Below are 15,885 nucleotides of genomic sequence, written 5' to 3'. Positions count from 1 at the left end.
GTCTTCTCAATTAACCTTAATAATTTCTAGTACGTTAGTAATGTCATACCAGTTTGATTTAGAAAGATTCTTATCTGCTACTTATTGCTATCTCGCTATCCGATAAACTATGATGCGTGTCCTATTCTTTGTATTTTCTGGATATTGATATGATTAGCGTGTTTGGTCGATGGTACCGACGCAAATTTTCCGATCCTGATGCAGCAATGCTGCTGATTTTAATTTTGCTCAGCACCTCGGTTTTGTTGCTGTGGGGCGAGCTCATTATGCCTGTTTTGGTCGCTGCGGTTATTGCGTACCTTCTCGATTGGCCCGTCACAAGGTTGATAAGGGTGGGAGTAGGAAGGGGAATAGCGTGTGGCGTTGTTCTTTTAGGGTTTATTACAATCACGATTCTTACGCTAATTGGCCTTGTACCTATTATCTCCAAGCAAAGCGTAAACCTTATTCAGGAGACGCCACTTATCTGGCAAAAAGCTCAAGAGTGGATCTTAACATTACCAGACAAATATCCCGATTATGTTCAGGTTTATCAAATTCATCAAATGATGGAAGGGTTAAACGATAAGTTAGTTGAGGTTGGAGAGACGCTTATTTCCGTGTCGTTTAGCAATATTGCCAATGTGGCTGCACTGCTGGTTTACATGGTGCTCGTGCCCCTGATGATATTTTTTATGTTGAAAGACAAGATATTTTTCTTAGACAGTATCTCTAGACTACTTCCAAAGGAAAGGCGCTTAATCACCCAAGTGGGTCACGAAATGAACTCTCAAATTGCTAATTATATTCGGGGTAAGGTCATTGAAATTGTCATCGTAGGCATTATCAGCTGCACTACGTTTGTTCTCATGGATTTACGCTACGCCATTTTATTGGGCGTTCTTGTGGGGCTTTCTGTGTTAATTCCTTACATCGGCGCTGCTGTGGTTACCATACCGGTTGCCATTGTAGCTATGTTTCAGTGGGGTATTAGCCCCGATTTTTGGTATCTCATGCTTGCCTACGGAGTTATACAGGGGCTAGATGGAAACCTACTGGTGCCACTATTGTTCTCTGAAGCAGTGAGCTTGCACCCCTTATACATTATTGTTGCTGTTTTGGTGTTTGGCGGTTTATGGGGGTTCTGGGGCGTATTTTTTGCGATTCCACTTGCAACGTTAGTCAAGGCAGTGATAAACGCGTGGTCGAGTAACCCCGTAAAAGAGACGCCAGAAGTCGCATAGTAGAGATGTACTGCTAAAAAAGCCCCTATATTGAGGGGCTTCTTCATGCAACCGTTTTAACATTTGCTATTGGCGAGTTATACATTCGCCGTATACTTTTCGTTATACGCTACAGGCTATCGCTATAAGCCATTAAGCATTATTTACATAATCTAGCACCACTAAATGGTGGTCTTTCGTTTTGAACTTATCGAAAACATGTTCAATTGTGCCTTCTTCATTAATTAAAAACGTTAGCCTGTGGATGCCGTCGTACTCTTTTCCCATAAACTTCTTCAAACCCCAAACGCCGAAATCGTCTGCCACAGCGTGATCCTCGTCTGATAGTAAGGTAAAATTAAGACTTTCTTTTTCGATAAACTTTGGTAAGCGTTTCACCGCATCAGGACTAATGCCCAGTACCACAATGTTTTTTGCTCGCAGTTCGCTCTGGATATCACGAAGCCCTTGCGCCTGTACGGTACACCCAGGCGTCATCGCTTTCGGATAAAAATAGACTAAGACTTTTTTACCCGCAAAATCGGTCAACGAGACCGTCTCGCCATTGTGATCTAAAAGAGAGAACTGTGGTGCTTTATTACCAGCTTGTAGTGTTTTCATTAGGATCCTTTTTCTGTTTGTCTGCCACTTTGCCCGTCACATTTAACGAAGCAAACAGGGTCATTAGATCAGATTCTAACTGTTCAACGTTTTCTGATGTGGGGATAGATACCACAAATTTACACCGCATAACGTTATGATCTGACTTTTGATAAGTGCGTTGTCTGAAAGCGCTGATTATCGCATCGCGCGCTGCAAAAAAACCGGTAACCGACTGAATTAAACCTGCTGCATCTTGACCACTGAATTCAACATTGAGTAGATTAGCGAGGTTTTGTTTTTCGTGGTGGCTTGTTCGCTTCATCATTGATAGCAAGCCCAAACGCTGTATGACCGCGGGTAGAGTGCACTCTGCTTTGGTGATGGCGCTTTGGCTTCCCTCAATAATCATGGTGAGAGAGAATTCTCTCCCGTAGACTGCCTGTCGGCTATCGAGGATATTGCATTGAGCCTGCGAAACCGCAGTGGCGATTTCGCTTAAAATGCCACTTTTGTCAGTACCTAAAAGTGTAACGATTAGTTGGTGTTTAGACATCAAATTCACTTTAAACCTAACGATGGCGGGATGTTAGCATAGAGTTTTTTGTTAAGTTAGTGCCTTTTTGGCGTCATTGCATAAGTTATTGTCAAATTCTTGTCTATTTACCCGCGCAACCGCTTGTGTTTGCGCACTGAGATAATTAACATGTGCGCTCACATTTTGCGGAGAGATTATGTTTACTGGTAGTTACGTCGCACTCGTCACACCCATGTTCGAAAATGGCGATATAGATTATAAGTCTTTAGAGAAACTCATTAAGTTTCATATTGAACAAGGAACGCACGGGATCGTCTCCGTTGGAACAACCGGTGAATCAGCGACACTTCCCTTTGACGAACACGTAAATGTGGTTAAAGAGACAGTAGCAATGGCGTCTGGTGCCATTCCTATTATCGCCGGTAGTGGGGCAAACTCTACAGCAGAGGCTATTTTCCTAACAGAACAGCTTGGTGCAGTTGGTGTAGACGGTTTCTTAAGTGTCGTTCCGTATTACAACAAGCCCCAGCAACGGGGTATGGTGGCGCACTTCAATGCGATTGCCGATGCCAGCGAACAGCCTGTTATTCTCTATAATGTGCCAGGCAGAACCGTTGCCGATATGTTGCCTGAAACGGTTGCAGAGCTTGCCGTACACAAAAATATCGTTGGATTAAAAGATGCCACAGGTGATATTTCGCGTTTAAAAGAAACGCTGCCACTGGTACCTTCCGACTTTGTAATTCTGAGCGGAGATGACGGCACAAGCAGCCAATTTATGTGTGAAGGTGGTCACGGCGTTATTTCAGTCACAGCGAACATTACTCCTAAGGCTATTTCACAAATGTGTGAGGCTGCGCTTAATAACGATTTCGACAAATGCCGTGACATCGATAGAACTATCGAACTGCTTCACAGCGAATTGTTTATTGAGCCAAACCCTGTCATGCCTAAGTGGGCATTATATAAAATGGGCATGATGGAAAGCGCTGTTATGCGTTTACCAATGGTATTGCCGGAACTATCAAGTCAAAAACGTATCGAAGAACTATTACAAAAATACGCATTGATTTCTGGTTAATTAAGGAACACAGATGAATAAAACGCTGGCTATAGCAAGTACAGTAGCGATTGTTGCGCTTGCGGGTTGTACAAGCCAAATAGAAAGAAAAACCGCCTCAGGCAGCTATAAATATTTAGAGACGGAAAAGCAAGAAGAACTCAAAATACCATCCGATTTAGACAAACCGGCTTTTTCTCGCGAATTTGCGCTCCCTGAGTTAGGCAAAGGGGCTAACGAAGAGCTAGTGGGTAAAATATTGCCGGTGCAATCGCCTGCGTTGGTTTTGCCATTGGTTACAGGCTCTCACGTTGAAGAGGGGACCAACACTGCAACGATTTGGTTTGACCAAGTAGACGATAGTCAGCCTCTCAGTGAAGCAATTTGGAATTCATTGCTCAGCTATCTTGATGAGAAAGGGATAGGCGTTGATTCGTTTGACCCTGAGGCGCGCGTACTCATTACCGATTGGATGGTAGTGAAGCAAGATGTTGATGGCCCTTGGTATAGTATTGTTGATGAAGAAAGTGAAATCGGCCGTCGTTTCGAGTTTAAGCTCAATGTGAAACCCCACGGACGAAGTGCGGCGCTTAGCGTAGATCTCAAAGATTATATGAAGTCTATCGGCAACGAAGTTACTGAGCAGGTATCGGAATTGGACGAGCGCCGCGAAGAAGTGAGCGTCCTCAACCAAGTTGTTGGACATTATGAGTATCAAATCCGGCTAGAGCAAACCCGTCGTATAGCGCGCATTCGCAAGGGTATCCAAACCGAGATGGGATTTAACGCCGATGGTGAGCCTGCTTACGTGGTTGAATCTCAGTACGACATCGTTTGGCCTCGTATGCTGCTTGTGTTGCGCAAGCTTGGTTTTAACGTGAAAGACTTAGACAAATCCAACGGTCTGTTGTTTGTAACCTATAGTGGTCCAGAGGGCGATTGGTGGAATGATTTGTTTTCAGGCGATAATAAGTTACTCCAAAAGGGTGATTACCGTTTGAAAGTGGCAAAAGCAGGTGACTCTAGAACGTCTGTAACCTTCATGGACAATGAGAGTACCCCGTTTGAAGCCAATCAGGTTTCCGACCTTTACGATGCATTTGCTGAGGTCATGTCAGAAGATAATCTTGATATATAACTGAGACTGAGAATGGAAAAACGCGACGAGCTTTACCGTGGTAAAGCAAAAACGGTGTATTACACCGATGACAGCGATAAGCTGATACTGCACTTTCGAAACGATACATCAGCGTTTGACGGTGAAAAAATAGAGCAGCTCGACCGCAAAGGTGAGGTGAATAACAAGTTTAATCATTTCATTATGAACAAGCTTGAGGATGCAGGCATTGCCACGCAGGTGGAAGCCCTTGTTTCCGACACCGAATCGCTAGTGAAGAAGCTTGATATGATCCCGGTAGAATGTGTCGTGAGAAACCTCTCAGCGGGTTCCCTTGTGCGTCGACTTGGCGTTGAAGAAGGTCAAACGCTTAATCCCCCCATTTTTGAATTTTTCCTTAAGAATGATGCGCTCCACGACCCAATGGTAAATGATTTTCATATCATCTCCTTTGGTTGGGCTTCTGAGTCGCAGATTAGCGAGATGAAAGCCCTCACGTTTAAAGTTAACAATGTACTGAAGGCGTTGTTCGATGATGCTGGCATGCTGCTAGTTGATTACAAACTCGAGTTTGGTGTGGACAGCGACGGTAACATTGTTCTCGGTGATGAGTTTACGCCTGATGGCTGTCGTTTGTGGGACAAAGAGACACGCAAGAAAATGGACAAAGACCGATTCAGACAAGGGCTAGGCTCGGTAGTAGAAACTTACATCGAAGTAGCTGAACGCTTGGGTTTATCGTTGTAATCGCTCATCGTCATACGTTTTAGCGAAGAGGACCTAGTAGGGTCCTCTTTTTGTTTTGAGTAATAAAAATTGGGTAGGCGCTGATCACTTTCTTTAAGTGCGATGTTGATAAGAGTAGTATCTCTAGCATTCGTTATTATTGAATAGCCATTGACTGGGATGGTCTTTACGGAGAGTTTATTGTGTTAAAAGCGGTGCTTCTTGTTATTGCGGCAATGGTCGCTTTTGCTGCAAATTCATTGCTGTGCCGTATGGCGTTAGTTAGTACGAATATTGACCCCAGCTCTTTTACCATTATCCGGCTGTTAAGTGGTGCAGTTAGTCTTCTTTTTCTTTCAATAGTGTTCTACGTTTCTCAATCACGGTCGCAAGAGGCAGAAAGGCTCATCGTTATGATGAAGCAAAATGCGAGTGTTGCTGGGGGTATGGCGTTATTTGTTTATGCATTGTGTTTTTCATTTGCCTATATTTCAATGGCAACAGGCACAGGTGCACTGCTACTTTTTGGTACAGTTCAAATAACCATGATCGCTGTAGGTCTTATGAAAGGGGAGAGGTTTTCACCGTCTCAGTGGCTTGGCTTCTCTTTTGCAATAATCGGGTTAGTCATATTACTGCTGCCAAGCAGCAGCGCGCCCTCAATGTTGTCCGCTATCTTAATGATACTAGCCGGCTTTGCATGGGGAGCGTATTCTTTGATTGGAAAAAGCGCAACGTCACCATTAGTAGCCAGTGCAGGGAATTTTGTTTTAGCTTCAGCGCTTTGTGTGCCTCTTGCCGCAGTTGTGCTTCTAACGGGTGCTAAAATCAATATAGATCCCACAGGCAGCTTATACGCGCTTGCATCAGGCATGCTCGCATCTGGCGCCGGTTACGCTATTTGGTATGCGGCCTTACCTTTAATAAAATCTACCACCGCCGCTACTGTTCAATTAAGTGTCCCTATCATTGCAACATTTATGGGGTGGGCCATTCTAAAAGAATCACTAAACATAACTATCATAGCGGCGTCACTTGCTACCTTAGGCGGAATTTTGCTGGTGATAAGGCAAAGAAATTAGCAACGACGTGTCTAGTCTCATTTCTCTAGTTGCAGTGGTGAGTTGTGAGTAATAAAGAGCAAATCTGAGTGTTTCTGGCGATAAACCATAAAAAATTGAATAAATGAGCGATTTTAGCACCAATTTACGCTTCTCTGTGTTAGCTTCATACGTTAGCCCAGCTAGGTTTTTCACAAAGGATATGTATTAGCTGTAAGGGTTAAAGGCCCCTTTATTCAATACGGATGTTCATCAAACACAGTATCGTTTTAGATTTTCTATATAGCACTCTTAGTAGGTGTTAGGAGAGATTTTGACCAGCTCAGTATTGCCGCCAAATGAACAACAGCGAATGGAAGTGCTGCGTAGCTTAGAAATATTGGATACCTCCCCTGAAGAGCGTTTTGATAGAATTACTCGTCTGGCAGCACAATTATTTTCCTGTGAATTTGCAACTGTTTCAATGATTGATTCAACTCGTCAATGGTTTAAATCGCGGGTCAATGTGGATATGGAAGAAACATCTCGAGATATCGCTTTTTGCGCCCATGCTATTTTAGAAAGCGACGCGTTGATTGTACAAGACACACTTAGGGACAGTCGTTTTTCTTCAAACCCTCTTGTGGTAGAAGACCCTCACATACGCTTTTATGCGGGGATAAAGCTTATGTTTGACGGGCAGGCCGTAGGCAGCCTCTGTGTATTCGATACCACTCCCAGAACCTTCTGTGTACAGCAGCTCAAGTCACTTAAAGATTTAGGCACTTTGGTTGAACTCGAGCTGCAGCGAACTGATCTTTCGCTGTTGTCACGTGAACTCGATGCAAAGCACCTAGAGCTTATTGAATCACAAAAATTGTTGCGAGTGCGCAGTGCTATCATTGAAAAAGTGGTAAATACGGAGCCGCTTTCATTTGTACTTGACGATATTGTCGATGCAGTTGAAAAAGAATACAGGAACCAGCTCTGTAGCATACTGTTATTAGACGGTACTCAGTTACGATTAGGCGCCGCGCCTTCATTGCCGGGCTTTTACAACGATTTAATAGACGGAGTAGAAATTGGTATTGGGCAGGGCGCATGTGGCACGGCTGCTTTCCTTAACGAAAGAGTCATTACAGAGGATTTAAGCACTCATAGTTACTGGGCATCTTGGCGTAATGCGGCAAAACAGGCGAACTTAGGGGCATGTTGGTCGCAACCTATTTGTGGTGCAGATGGAAAAGTACTGGGTACTTTTGCCATTTACCACAAAGAAGCGGGCGTTCCTTCAGATGAAGATATTAAGCGTATTGAGTATTTCGCCCATGTGGCGAGCATTGCCATTGAGCGGGAAAGGGCGGATGAAATCATTTGGCGTCAGGCTAATTACGATAGCTTAACGGGTTTACCAAATCGCCACTTAATGGAAGACAACCTGATACATGCTTTGAGTTCCGCCGACCGACTATCAACCAAAGTTGCCGTGATGTTTCTCGACTTAGATCATTTTAAAGACATCAACGATACCATGGGACATGGTGTAGGGGACGAATTACTTGTTCAATGTGCTCGCCGCATTGAGCGTTGTGTAAGGCAAAATGATAGCGTCGCTCGCTTAGGCGGCGATGAGTTCGTTGTCATTATTAACAATTTGAAAGATGTAAAGCATGTTGAACGAGTTATCCATGATTTGCTGTCGTCACTATCAAAGCCACTGACAATCGAAAACGAGGTTATTCATACCAGCGCCAGTATTGGTATAACGCTCTACCCCGATGATGCGCAAGACGTAAGTAGCCTGCTTAAAAATGCCGATCAAGCCATGTTTCGCGTTAAGGCAAGCGGAAGAAATAGCTATGAGTTTTACACGGAAAGCATGCGCGAGGCGGCTGTTAAAAGGTTGGGGCTGCTCAACGATTTGCGTTATGCCACTCAAAACGATGAGTTTTTTATTGAATACCAACCTATTGTGGCTTTAGACAGCGGCGACATTCATAAGGGTGAAGCGCTAATTAGGTGGAATCATCCCAAACGGGGACTAATCAGACCCGATGATTTTATTCCGCTAGCTGAAGAGTCTGGTTTGATCATTGAAATAAGCAACTGGGTTTTTTCTCAAGTATGCGACGATATAAATCGCTGGAGAGAGTCATATTGTAAAGACTTGCAGTTAAGCATTAATACATCAGCGAGCCACTATTTCAGTTCAGAGCCCAATATTATGGAGTGGATGACTGCACTATTGGAGACCAACACGCCATCAAGTGCTTTGTTAATTGAAATTACCGAAAGCTTGTTAATGGATGCTGATGAAAAAGTCTCACAAAAGCTATTTCAGTTCCGCCAAGCCGGGATAAGTATTGCGCTAGATGATTTTGGTACTGGGTACTCTTCTATTTCCTATCTAAAGAAATTCCCCACCGACTATATAAAGATAGACAGAAGTTTCGTTAACTCGATGACAGAGGTTAGCAACGACAAAATTCTTTGCGAAGCCATTATTGTTATGGCGAAAAAACTAGGTATTCAGGTAGTTGCAGAGGGCATTGAAACAAGTGAACAGCTGAACATATTAAAGAGTATGGGGTGTGAATACGGTCAAGGCTATTATTTTTCAAAACCACTGAGTAAGTCGCAATTCGAATCTATACTCATGAATCAAAGCGAAGAAAAAAAGTCTTAGTGCTTAGCTAATCAGAAAAAGGATAGGCATTGCATTGTCCTCGTTTAATGTTAACAGGTCATATATTATCATTCAGTCTCGTTGAATGGGTTTTAACTTCATCTAAAGTGAGCGATGAGCTTAACCCGCGAATTCGAGCCTAGGTCGCCTCCATAGCGCTCGCTGTTGTCTGTTTAAGACCTTGAGTTCAATCAATGACCAGCCGTTCTAATTAGATTGTGTCTTGAGGGATGAAAGAAATGTTCTATTTATTGATCTGTGATTATAAGGTGAGCCGAGACTGAATGAAATCCAGGAAAGCGGATATCCGAGACGAAACTGCGCTATTTTTATAGTACACCGCTTGAACCGATTCCCGTCGGTTCGGGCTTATAATGTCGTCGCTAAATAAATCGACAAGCGTACCCGCGCTAAGGTCTTTATGCACCATAAAGTGAGACAGTAACGCAATACCTTGGCCTGCCAAGCATAGCTGGCGAATGGTTTCACCGCTTGAGGCGTGAAGACTGTACTGCAAATTGATATCTAGCTTGAGAGGCCATTTATTTAAACTTGGTGCGTCGCTAAAACCAATCAGTTTGTGATTGTTAAGCGTGCTAATGTCCCACTCGTCTTCAGATAAAGGGTATTTTTCAAGATACTGTGGGCTTGCCACAATATGAAGCTTACTTTTTCCTAAGCGCCTAGCGTGCAAATTTGAATCAGTTAAATCACCAATACGTATCGCTATATCTGTCTTGTGTTCCAACAGGTCGATAATGCTATCGTGACTAGTAATGTCCAGAGTGATATCTGGAAATGCTTCGCTAAACTCGCCCACCAATGGCGCAAGCTGGTGCAAGACGAATGGGCTTGCCGCATCTACACGAAGTTTTCCTGAAGGAGTACGCTTCAAAAGTCTCAGTGCTTCTTCGCCTTTTTCTAATACGTTTAAGCCGTCTCTGGCGTATCGCAAAAATAGCGCGCCTTCTTCGGTTAGCTCTAAACGCCTAGTAGTGCGATTTAATAGGGTTACCTCTAATGCACCTTCAATCCGCGTTACCGCTCTACTAACTTTTGCTACTTGCTGATTAAGCAAGTTAGCCGCACTGGAAAAGCTACCTGTATCTATCACGGTTAAAAACGCTTCTAGGTCTTCAGTTTTTGATGAAACTGGCATCACACACCTTATATTTTCAAATTTTACAAAAGTATTTTGTCATTAGTGCTGTTTTTTGCAAATAAATTTATTGTCAAACTGAACGCACTTTATAAATGACTCCCAAAAAGACGATTTAACTGTTCACTTGGAGGGAGTAGGTGGGGGCGGCAACGACCCAGATCATGTTGAATACTTTGTGAGGATAATTGAAATGCCCATTGCATTATTTGCCTTAACGTTGAGTGCGTTTGCTATTGGCACAACCGAGTTCGTTATAGTGGGGCTTGTACCTACCATAGCGACCGATCTTGGCGTAACATTACCCAGTGCAGGCTTGCTGGTGAGCTTGTACGCTGTAGGTGTTGCCGTTGGCGCACCTGTTCTTACCGCCCTTACTGGTAAGTGGAATAGAAAACATGTTCTGCTTAGCTTAATGGCGCTTTTCGTCGCAGGTAATATTCTTGCTTGGCAAGCGCCTAGCTATGAGAGCTTGATTTTAGCGCGAATATTGACAGGCCTAGCCCACGGTGTGTTCTTTTCCGTTGGTTCTACCATCGCTACAGGACTCGTGGCGAAAGAAAAAGAAGCCAGTGCCATTGCCATTATGTTCACTGGCTTAACGGTAGCGTTGGTCACAGGCGTGCCTTTGGGTACATGGATTGGCCAAAACTTTGGGTGGAGAGCCACCTTTCTTGTAGTTTCCGCTCTTGGCACGCTTGCGCTTATTGGCAGCGCGTTTCTGGTACCGAATAACTTAAAGCAAAGTAAGCCCGCTACTTTAGGTGAGCAAATGAAGGTGTTGGTTCAGCCTCGACTGGTATTAGTGTATCTAATGACGATATTAGGCTATGGCGGCACGTTTACAGCATTTACTTATCTTGCACCAATATTGCAAGAAGAGGCGGGTTTTGCTCCTTCAGCTATTAGCTTAATCATGTTGGTCTATGGTGCGTCAGTTGCGGTCGGTAATATTTATGGCGGGAAACTTGCCGACAAAAAAGGCCCAATTCGGGCGCTAACGATTATCTTTTCAGCCCTTGCGGTAATTTTGTTTGCGCTGACGTTCACTATGGGCAGTAAAGTTGCTGCAGTGATCACTGTACTGGTGTGGGGCGCCTTTGCTTTTGGAAATGTCCCAGGTCTTCAGGTCTACGTCGTTCAATTAGCAGAGAAGTTTACGCCCAATGCAGTTGATGTCGCCTCTGGGTTAAACATAGCGGCATTTAATATTGGTATTGCTCTGGGCTCAATTATAGGCGGTGCCATTGTAGACGGCATGCAGTTATCAGATACCGCATGGATTGGTGCACTTATCTCTGTCGCGGCCCTAGTTGTCACTCGCTATAGCGGCCATTTAGACAAGCGTTAACACTTCAGGCAATGCAACGAGTTCATAGGAGTCCACCATGACAACAAATACATTTGATAAGCTTGCACAGCATGAATTTTCTGTCGGTGTGGAGCTTCCGCTAGATAACGACTGGGCGCATTTTGACGCTACAAAGGGTACGCCGTTTGGCATACCTGATATGACCGAGCACCACAGCCGTATTCAGCTAGCCGACAAGCTGGGGTTTAAAGCGGCGTGGGTTAGAGATGTACCGGTTTACGACCCCAGCTTTGGTGATGCGGCCCAGATTTTTGAAACTTTCACCTACTTAGGCTATTTGTCGGGCATTACAGACAATATTCTTTTAGGATCAGCCGCTGTAGTTTTACCTCTTAGGCAGCCATGGCTTGTTAAAAAAGCGGCAGCAACAGTCCAGCGGCTGAGTGACGACCGTCTTATTCTCGGTGTCGCCAGTGGCGATAGACCGGCTGAATACCCTTTGTTTGATGTTGATTTTGACAGTCGAGGTGAGCAATTTAGACAATCACTTAAGATTCTTAAGCATGGCGACAATACGCTTAAGGACGGTATGTCAATGCTGCCAAAATCGGCTTCTGCGCCACTTTACGTGGCAGGGCTAGCTCAACAAAGCCCTCTGTGGGTTGGAGAAAATATGGACGGTTGGTTGGCATATCCCGGCACACCAAACGACCATATAAAGCGTGTTGAGCTTTGGCGAAATGTCGCGGGTAACAAGCCTTACGTTAGCTTTATCCATCTTAATTTGGTTGAAAACGACGAAGCGCCGATAAAACGCCTCCGATTCGGGGTTGAAACTGGTGTAAACGGGCTTATCACTGAACTCAATGCAATGAAAGACGCGGGTGTAGATCATATTGGCCTGCACTTTAGACGTAATACTCAACCAGTAAAAGATGCGATGCAGCTTACTGCCGACAAAGTATTGCCGCACTTTCATAACTAATTAAGCCAACAAGGAGGCATCATGGCTAATGTAAATCAGTCACAAACAAACATCCCTTTGCTAGGAGTAGGCACGTTTCGTTTAAAAGACGATGAAGCCTATAACAGTGTGACAATGGCACTTGAAATTGGTTTTCGTCATATCGATACGGCGCAAATTTACGGCAACGAAGAAGCGGTAGGCCGTGCTATTAAAGACGCTATTACAAACAATGTCGTGGCTCGAAAAGACCTTTACGTTACTACCAAGGTATGGAACGACAAGCTAAATAAAACAAGCTTTGTGGATAGTGTTAGAGATAGTTTGGAAAAGCTTCAGCTGTCGTACGTTGACCTACTACTGATTCATTGGCCGGCACCGGAAAACGGCGAAAGCATGAAAGAGTACCTAGGTGAATTGCTGCGTGTTAAAGAGCTGGATCTGACAAAAGAAATTGGTATTTCTAACTTCACCGTGGCACAAATTGAAGAAGCGGTGAGTGTGTTAGGTGAGGGTGTGATCGCCACGAATCAGGTAGAGGTGCATCCTTATCTCACGAATGAAAAAGTGCGTGGAGCGTGCGAGAAATATGGCATCACAGTTACAGGGTATATGCCTTTTGCTGTTGGTAAAGTTCTAAAAGATGAGACCATTATCGCTATTGCAGATAAGCATGGCGTAAGCGCTGCTGAAGTGGTTATAGCCTGGGAGCTTGCACATGATTTAGTGACTATCCCATCGTCCACCAAGCGCAAAAACCTGGAAACCAATTTCAAAGGGCTTGAACTGACGTTAGACGCAGACGATATCGCAAAAATTGACGCGTTAGATTGTGGCGATCGCCAAGCTAACCCCGATTTTTCACCTGCGTGGGATTAATCAGGAAAATCACCTTGTTAAGGAGTTTTTATGCGAGCAAACGTTTGGCAATTCGAACACGCCGGTGCAGCACTGGTACAAAATATACGGGAGTTTTCTGAGCCGGAAGCGGGGCGTATGGTTGTGCGTAACTATGCTATCGGAATTAATCCTGTAGATTGGAAGTTTATCGATGATAATCCGCGCGAATGGGAAACAGGACACATTCCCGGCGTAGACGGTGCGGGTGTCGTTGTATCAGTAGGTGAGGGCGTTGACAACAGTTTCTTAGGTAAGCGCGTGGCTTACCATCATAGCTTAGGTGAAAACGGAAGCTTTGCCGATCAAAGCGAAGTGTACGCAAGTCGAGTCATGGTAGTGCCAGAAAGTGTTGATTTTGCATTAGCTGCCGCGTTGCCATTTCCGATGCTTACCGCTTGGCAAGCATTTAGTAAAGTGCCGGTAAGAAAGGGGGCTGACGTCTTAGTTAGCGGCATGGGCGCAGTTAACAAATTGCTGGCTCAAATACTTTCTCAGGCTGGGTTTAATGTGCATGTTATCTCAGGTAGCTTTACCCAAGAGCAAGCGGACGAGATGGGAGTGAAAGCCATCCATCGCGGCAAACCTAAAGGGCAATCATTTTACGCGCTTTTCGACGCGAATGGCCCAGAATACGCGGCTTCACTTGTTCCGCTTCTTGAGGCTAATGGTCACGTGGTGAGCATTCTCGGTCGTATTGAAGCGCCTGTTGATGCACCTTTCACGCGCACGATCTCTTATCACGAGATAGCCCTTGGCGCGCTGCATGATTATGGCGATTTACCGCAGTGGCAGCGGCTAGTTAAAGATGGCGAGGCTCTACTTGAGCAAGTTGCTGCGCAGACTTTGGTTGTTGAAATTCCAAACCTGTTTGAATGTGATAATCTGAACAAGGCGCTGCAATTTTCAAAAGAAGATAAGCGAAAAGCGGTGGTTACGGTGTCATAACACTAAAATAATTAAGACTATTAATTCATCTTTAACAATATATAGAGCCTTGTCCGCTCACATTAATGTTTCGACGATACCGTCGGAGCCTTTAAACAATGTCAAATCTATTTATGATTCCTATGTTTTGGCATCGAGCGACGCCGTACTTCGTTTGTCAAAAGCGAGTTGGTCAAAGGCGAACTGGTAAAAGGTAAGCTGGTTAAAGACGTAATGGAATCCGTCGAGTTGCTTTGCAAACTCATGGTAGTGATCAAGTCATTTTGACCACTACCATTTTAGCTGTTTCAGTAACACATCCCTGGACTTCCCAACGTTATCTTTTTGGTTACACTAGGGCTACCGAAAGTGATTTTGATTTGAAAAATCGATTGTCGTTATGTCTGTCGTAATATCTGTCGTTATGCCTATCGTTATGACAGCGAGCCAAGCGATTTCCCTGAATACTGCTTTAACTCGTCTGTGCGACCTTCTTTAATTTTGTTCGCCCAACTTGGATCTTGAAGCAACGCTCTTCCAACTGCAACTAGGTCAAATTCCCCTGCATCTAGGCGCTCTAATAAATCATCCACTGAACGAGTGCTTGAATCTTGCCCTTTAAATGCACCAAAGAAATCGTCATTTAAGCCTACTGAGCCCACAGTGATTGTCGGTTTTCCAGTAATTTGCTTAGTCCACCCAGCTAAATTTAATTCACTGCCGTCAAACTCACTCTCCCAATACCGACGCTGAGAACAATGAAATATATCAACACCAGCGTCGCTGAGAGGCCGCAAAAACTGCTCAAGTTCTTGAGGAGATTGTGCAAGTCTAGCGGTGTAGTCCTGCTGTTTCCATTGAGAGTATCGAAGCACAATGGGAAAGTCTTTTGAAGTTGCAGCGCGAATAGCTTTGATGATCTCAACAGCAAAACGGCCTCGATTTTCCATGCTGCCACCCCAACTATCGGTACGTTGATTAGTGCCTTCCCAGAAAAACTGGTCAACTAAATACCCATGAGCCCCATGAATTTCAACACCGTCCATACCAATCCGTTGAGCGTCAGCTGCAGCTTCAGCGAACGCTTCAATCACAGATTCGATATGCGCTACGGTCATTGGTTCTGCACTTTGCTTACCCGGTTTAAACAAACCAGAAGGTCCAGCGCTTGGCAGCTCGGGGAAAGGCGCATTTTCTGCCACACGCGCCATACCTACATGCCATAGTTGTGGCATTATTTTGCCACCAGCATTGTGAACTTCGTCTACTACTTGTTTCCAGCCTGCAAGGGCATCCTCGCCGTGAAAACGTGGGATTGTTACGCCCATGGTAGCGACTTTATCGTTTACGGTTGTGCCTTCAGTAATAATGAGTCCGGTTCCGCCCTCGGCACGTCGTCTATAATATCCAGCAACATCGCTTGTTGGTATGCCATCGGGTGAGAACTGTCTCGTCATTGGTGCCATTACGATACGGTTGGCGAGTGACAAACCTTTATTTTTAAAAGGCGAAAATAGTGTGTTATCTGACATTAGGCATTTCTTATATTGGGTGATTAAGATATCAAAAATAGTAACCTGAGGGACAACTAAGTCAATTTTCTATTAGTGATAGTAATTCATAAATCATCGCTGCGAATACCACTGTAAACTTTCAG

14 protein-coding genes are annotated in these 15,885 nt (G+C 44.4%); 10 read left to right on the top strand and 4 right to left on the bottom strand.

The genetic code is table 11. The features are described from left to right. Nucleotides 1-149 precede the first annotated feature (149 nt). Entirely contained in the window at nucleotides 150-1,223 is a 1,074-nt protein-coding gene (locus ACOJR9_RS10300; RefSeq protein WP_420932906.1) for an AI-2E family transporter, read from the top strand. Between the two features lie 132 nt (nucleotides 1,224-1,355). Here ACOJR9_RS10300 and bcp read toward each other — a convergent pair whose 3' ends face one another. Together bcp and ACOJR9_RS10290 are read right to left on the bottom strand one after the other, a co-directional pair. Next, nucleotides 1,356-1,823 carry a thioredoxin-dependent thiol peroxidase gene (gene bcp / locus ACOJR9_RS10295; protein ID WP_420932905.1) on the bottom strand — a complete coding sequence of 156 codons (468 nt, stop codon included), beginning with the start codon at nucleotides 1,821-1,823 and terminating at the stop codon, nucleotides 1,356-1,358. Beyond that, entirely contained in the window at nucleotides 1,801-2,358 is a 558-nt protein-coding gene (locus tag ACOJR9_RS10290) for a glycine cleavage system protein R (protein ID WP_420932904.1), read from the bottom strand. Before ACOJR9_RS10290 ends, bcp begins: the two co-directional genes overlap by 23 nt. Before the next feature lie 178 nt (nucleotides 2,359-2,536). On the opposite strand from ACOJR9_RS10290, the gene dapA reads away from it, so the two are divergent. The 5 genes from dapA to ACOJR9_RS10265 all read left to right on the top strand — a co-directional run bounded on the left by dapA (nucleotide 2,537) and on the right by ACOJR9_RS10265 (nucleotide 8,969). Further along, on the top strand, nucleotides 2,537-3,421 hold the full coding sequence (gene dapA / locus ACOJR9_RS10285; RefSeq protein WP_420932903.1) for a 4-hydroxy-tetrahydrodipicolinate synthase: 885 nt from the start codon (nucleotides 2,537-2,539) through the stop codon (nucleotides 3,419-3,421). A 13-nt stretch (nucleotides 3,422-3,434) separates the two neighbouring features. Continuing rightward, entirely contained in the window at nucleotides 3,435-4,538 is a 1,104-nt protein-coding gene (bamC, locus tag ACOJR9_RS10280) for an outer membrane protein assembly factor BamC (protein ID WP_420932902.1), read from the top strand. A gap of 12 nt (nucleotides 4,539-4,550) precedes the next feature. Further along, nucleotides 4,551-5,264, top strand: a complete 714-nt coding sequence (purC, locus tag ACOJR9_RS10275) for a phosphoribosylaminoimidazolesuccinocarboxamide synthase (protein ID WP_420932901.1) — start codon at nucleotides 4,551-4,553, stop codon at nucleotides 5,262-5,264. 182 nt (nucleotides 5,265-5,446) lie between these two features. Further along, on the top strand, nucleotides 5,447-6,325 hold the full coding sequence (locus ACOJR9_RS10270) for a DMT family transporter (protein WP_420932900.1): 879 nt from the start codon (nucleotides 5,447-5,449) through the stop codon (nucleotides 6,323-6,325). A 292-nt stretch (nucleotides 6,326-6,617) separates the two neighbouring features. Then, complete coding sequence (locus ACOJR9_RS10265; RefSeq protein WP_420932899.1) at nucleotides 6,618-8,969, top strand: EAL domain-containing protein; 2,352 nt, start codon at nucleotides 6,618-6,620, stop codon at nucleotides 8,967-8,969. 262 nt (nucleotides 8,970-9,231) lie between these two features. Here ACOJR9_RS10265 and ACOJR9_RS10260 read toward each other — a convergent pair whose 3' ends face one another. Then, nucleotides 9,232-10,128, bottom strand: a complete 897-nt coding sequence (locus ACOJR9_RS10260) for a LysR substrate-binding domain-containing protein (protein ID WP_420932898.1) — start codon at nucleotides 10,126-10,128, stop codon at nucleotides 9,232-9,234. A 193-nt stretch (nucleotides 10,129-10,321) separates the two neighbouring features. Between ACOJR9_RS10260 and ACOJR9_RS10255 the strand changes: the two genes are divergently transcribed. From ACOJR9_RS10255 to ACOJR9_RS10240, 4 genes are read left to right on the top strand one after another with little or no spacing between them, the layout of a single operon-like run. Next, a complete protein-coding gene (locus ACOJR9_RS10255) occupies nucleotides 10,322-11,479 on the top strand; it encodes an MFS transporter (RefSeq protein WP_420932897.1) in 1,158 nt (385 codons plus the stop codon). A gap of 37 nt (nucleotides 11,480-11,516) precedes the next feature. Then, entirely contained in the window at nucleotides 11,517-12,425 is a 909-nt protein-coding gene (locus ACOJR9_RS10250) for a TIGR03571 family LLM class oxidoreductase (protein WP_420932896.1), read from the top strand. Nucleotides 12,426-12,446: 21 nt separating this feature from the next. Then, the gene (gene dkgB / locus ACOJR9_RS10245) at nucleotides 12,447-13,283 is read left to right on the top strand and encodes a 2,5-didehydrogluconate reductase DkgB (RefSeq protein WP_420932895.1); all 837 of its coding nucleotides are present in this window, start codon (nucleotides 12,447-12,449) and stop codon (nucleotides 13,281-13,283) included. 30 nt (nucleotides 13,284-13,313) lie between these two features. Beyond that, complete coding sequence (locus ACOJR9_RS10240) at nucleotides 13,314-14,249, top strand: alcohol dehydrogenase catalytic domain-containing protein (RefSeq protein WP_420932894.1); 936 nt, start codon at nucleotides 13,314-13,316, stop codon at nucleotides 14,247-14,249. A 413-nt stretch (nucleotides 14,250-14,662) separates the two neighbouring features. On the opposite strand, the gene ACOJR9_RS10235 is transcribed toward ACOJR9_RS10240, so the two are convergent. Beyond that, nucleotides 14,663-15,760: an NADH:flavin oxidoreductase gene (locus ACOJR9_RS10235; RefSeq protein ID WP_420932893.1), complete on the bottom strand. Its 1,098-nt coding sequence runs from the start codon at nucleotides 15,758-15,760 to the stop codon at nucleotides 14,663-14,665. Between the last annotated feature and the right edge of the window lie 125 nt (nucleotides 15,761-15,885).

Origin of the sequence: Alteromonas ulvae (genome assembly GCF_048987005.1) — a bacterium.
In the GTDB taxonomy this organism is placed as follows: domain Bacteria; phylum Pseudomonadota; class Gammaproteobacteria; order Enterobacterales; family Alteromonadaceae; genus Alteromonas.
This window is presented reverse-complemented; position numbering and strand designations above follow the sequence as displayed.

What these genes read in the sequence shown, in the direction of transcription:
- ACOJR9_RS10300 (WP_420932906.1), top strand. Translation starts at nt 150, where the DNA reads ATGATTAGCGTGTTTGGTCGATGGTACCGACGCAAATTTTCCGATCCT.
- bcp (WP_420932905.1), bottom strand. Translation starts at nt 1,823, where the DNA reads ATGAAAACACTACAAGCTGGTAATAAAGCACCACAGTTCTCTCTTTTA.
- ACOJR9_RS10290 (WP_420932904.1), bottom strand. Translation starts at nt 2,358, where the DNA reads ATGTCTAAACACCAACTAATCGTTACACTTTTAGGTACTGACAAAAGT.
- dapA (WP_420932903.1), top strand. Translation starts at nt 2,537, where the DNA reads ATGTTTACTGGTAGTTACGTCGCACTCGTCACACCCATGTTCGAAAAT.
- bamC (WP_420932902.1), top strand. Translation starts at nt 3,435, where the DNA reads ATGAATAAAACGCTGGCTATAGCAAGTACAGTAGCGATTGTTGCGCTT.
- purC (WP_420932901.1), top strand. Translation starts at nt 4,551, where the DNA reads ATGGAAAAACGCGACGAGCTTTACCGTGGTAAAGCAAAAACGGTGTAT.
- ACOJR9_RS10260 (WP_420932898.1), bottom strand. Translation starts at nt 10,128, where the DNA reads ATGCCAGTTTCATCAAAAACTGAAGACCTAGAAGCGTTTTTAACCGTG.
- ACOJR9_RS10255 (WP_420932897.1), top strand. Translation starts at nt 10,322, where the DNA reads ATGCCCATTGCATTATTTGCCTTAACGTTGAGTGCGTTTGCTATTGGC.
- ACOJR9_RS10250 (WP_420932896.1), top strand. Translation starts at nt 11,517, where the DNA reads ATGACAACAAATACATTTGATAAGCTTGCACAGCATGAATTTTCTGTC.
- dkgB (WP_420932895.1), top strand. Translation starts at nt 12,447, where the DNA reads ATGGCTAATGTAAATCAGTCACAAACAAACATCCCTTTGCTAGGAGTA.
- ACOJR9_RS10240 (WP_420932894.1), top strand. Translation starts at nt 13,314, where the DNA reads ATGCGAGCAAACGTTTGGCAATTCGAACACGCCGGTGCAGCACTGGTA.
- ACOJR9_RS10235 (WP_420932893.1), bottom strand. Translation starts at nt 15,760, where the DNA reads ATGTCAGATAACACACTATTTTCGCCTTTTAAAAATAAAGGTTTGTCA.